Origin of the sequence: Kamptonema animale CS-326, assembly GCF_028330895.1 — a bacterium.
Classification (GTDB): Bacteria; Cyanobacteriota; Cyanobacteriia; order Cyanobacteriales; family Microcoleaceae; genus Kamptonema; species Kamptonema formosum.
In genome coordinates, this window is the sequence record NZ_JAQMUA010000209.1 from 1 (window position 1) to 2,571 (window position 2,571).

General features: G+C 47.1%; 3 protein-coding genes. 2 read left to right on the forward strand and 1 reads right to left on the reverse strand.

Annotated features, from left to right (window positions below; all coding sequences use genetic code 11):
* Positions 1-1,277, reverse strand: a 1,277-nt coding sequence (locus PN499_RS12080; protein WP_272032150.1) for an AsmA family protein, incomplete at its 3' end; no start/stop codon positions are given.
* 2 nt (positions 1,278-1,279) lie between these two features.
* Between PN499_RS12080 and PN499_RS12085 the strand changes: the two genes are divergently transcribed.
* Together PN499_RS12085 and PN499_RS12090 are read left to right on the forward strand one after the other, a co-directional pair.
* Entirely contained in the window at positions 1,280-1,453 is a 174-nt protein-coding gene (locus tag PN499_RS12085; RefSeq protein ID WP_272032152.1) for a hypothetical protein, read from the forward strand.
* Between the two features lie 436 nt (positions 1,454-1,889).
* Positions 1,890-2,252: a DUF3110 domain-containing protein gene (locus PN499_RS12090; protein ID WP_019487048.1), complete on the forward strand. Its 363-nt coding sequence runs from the start codon at positions 1,890-1,892 to the stop codon at positions 2,250-2,252.
* The last annotated feature ends 319 nt before the right edge of the window (positions 2,253-2,571 follow it).

Here is a 2,571-nt window from a genome sequence, read left to right on the forward strand (position 1 = left end):
CCCCCACTCCCCCGCTCAAAAGTTCTTCCTCTTTCTACTGCAAAGCGAGTGCTGATATTGCTAAATTGGAGGCGATCGAGTTGAACTGGTTTTGTAGTTGCGATCGCGCCTAAAAACAAAGGTTGAGAAAGATCTCCAGTTAATTTACCTTCTAGTTTCACTTCCCCCGCTACGGGAATTGGCAATTGCAAAGGCTTTGAGAGTTCTTTGTTAGCTGCATTCAGCAACACCGCAACATTCACAGGCTGAATATTAGTAGCCAAATTAAACTTAGTTCGTGTCAGGTCAAAGTTAGGCCCAGTTTGAAGCGTGCCTGCTATTTTAATCGGAATCTGACTGTAGTTGGTACTGAGATTGTCTATGGCGATCGCACCTTCTCTAAACCGCACTTGACCCGTAGTATTCCTCAGCGGTTGTTTCAAAGGATTAACGATCGCTTCCACACCCTGAAAGCTAGCTATACCAGTGATATCTGACAGTTTATTTTGCCGCAAACTGACAGTTAAATTGCCACTTCCTTGACCCCTAACCAAGCTAATTGCAGGAGCTTTCAGCAAACGTGCTAGTTCAGAAACGGGGAGATTTTGCCCTTGCAATAACACCTTAGTTTCGCCTGTTGGCAATAGCGAGTCTGCCTTAACTCGGAAGTTGCCACTGGTAACGAATTGACCGTTAAGTTCGTAGAGAATTCGCTGATTTTGTTCGCGAATTTGAGCGTTACCATCTTTGAGCTTCACTGAAATTGGGGCTGAGGTTTTCTGCCCTACTGCTGGAGAGGGTACGAGTATGGCATTGGCGTTTTCAACCCCGATAGTGTCGATTTCGGTTTTAATTATGCCACCTTCCCGGTCTTCAGCAGTCTCAATATTAATCCACTTGCCGTTAGCGTCTTGCTCTATGTAGGCATTGGAGTTGATTAAATTGACGTTTAGCTTCAGAATGCGTCTGAAAATCAGATGTCCAAGAGAAAACTGGACTTCGACGGCTTCAGCAGAGGCGTTGTCGGGATCGGTGGGGGTTGCTGGTATGGATGAGCGACCAAAGCGTAAACCAGTCAGAGAAAATCTTTCCAGCCGCCCGACTTTAACCGGTCGCTTCAAGAGTTGGCTAATTTCAGTCTCAACTAGGGGTGCTAACTCTTCCTGTATCCACCAAGCCGCCACCAAGGCTCCAGTTATGGTAACAATTCCCAATCCTATGCCGCTCAAAATTAGCGGCCGCCATCTGCGGCGGGAAGGACTGGGTTCTGGTTGATTGTCGATGTTGGGATTCGTCATGCTTGCAACAGAAAAGCTTGCGAGATACAGAGATAGGATTTACTTTACGCGCCGATCAGCAGGGGGCAGGAGACAGGGGGCAGAAGGCAGAAGGTAGAGGTAATCATAGCAGGAGGCAGAAGGTAGAGGCGATCGTAGCAGGAGGTAGGAGTAGAGGCGATCGTAGCAGGAGGTAGGAGGTAGAGGCGATCGTATGTAAGGGTGGGAGCAATCTATCCTGTCCTTAGCGCCTTGGCGGTGGCTATAACGTCCTCGCAATGAGAGAAAATCGTAGCTGTGAGTATGTCCTGATAGAGACAAAACTGGCGATCGCTCTGCCGCTAAGTAGAGGGAGATAATTAAACATAAGGTAGGCGATCGCTTATAACCATTTATAGCTATGAGTTACAAGGTTTTTGCGGTGAGCGTCTACTCTACAAGTTATAGCGTTTATTGATGCCCACAAACTTTAGACCAAACTCAATCTAAACACAGACTAACGTCTTCAACAAACTCAACATAGGTATGATTTTTTTCAATAAAGACGCGATCGCTCTTTTCCGCTCTCCCCATAAATTTTTGCCGATCGCCTTTAATATAAAAAACGGTGGTAACTGAGGATGTAAGAAACTTATGCGAGTGTTCGTCTTACTGTTTAATGCTCGAACGGAGAATGAGGGAATCCATACTATACAAATCGGCGATCGCAATAAGGTGCTGATGTTTGAGTCGGAAGACGACGCTGAGCGCTTTGGTGTGATGTTGGAGGCTCAGGATTTCCCTACGCCTGTGGTGGAATCGCTCGAAGATGAAGAGATCAAGGAGTTTTGCGATAGTGTTGATTATGACTGGGAGCTTATCCCAGCGGGGGCTCTGGCTATTCCACCCGAAAGTAATGTAGAACAGACTGACTGGCAGGAGGGAGAGAATAAGGATTCGGAAATGCCCATCAACGAACTTGACGCTATTCGTCGCCGCCTGGAAGGACTTTTATGAAGGAAGAAGGAAGAAGGAAGAAGGAAGAGGGAAGAAGGAAGAAGGAAAATGCAGTAAATTATTCCCTTGTTCCCCTTCTTTCCCTAGCCCCTAGCCCCTAGCCCCTCTCTTCCCCGCTCCCCCTCTGCTTCCAAACACTTGCCCACAATCAGAAATGAAACATGAGGTTAATTGAAAGGTAAGCAACCCCGGTCTGAAGACACGGGGCTTCAGCAAATAAACTGAAGCCGTGCTTACCCGCCTAAGTCTTAAACGACTACGTTATTGGGGTCATAACACCGGAGAATGCGACGCTAGTTTTCCGCTCTGTTGTTTGCAG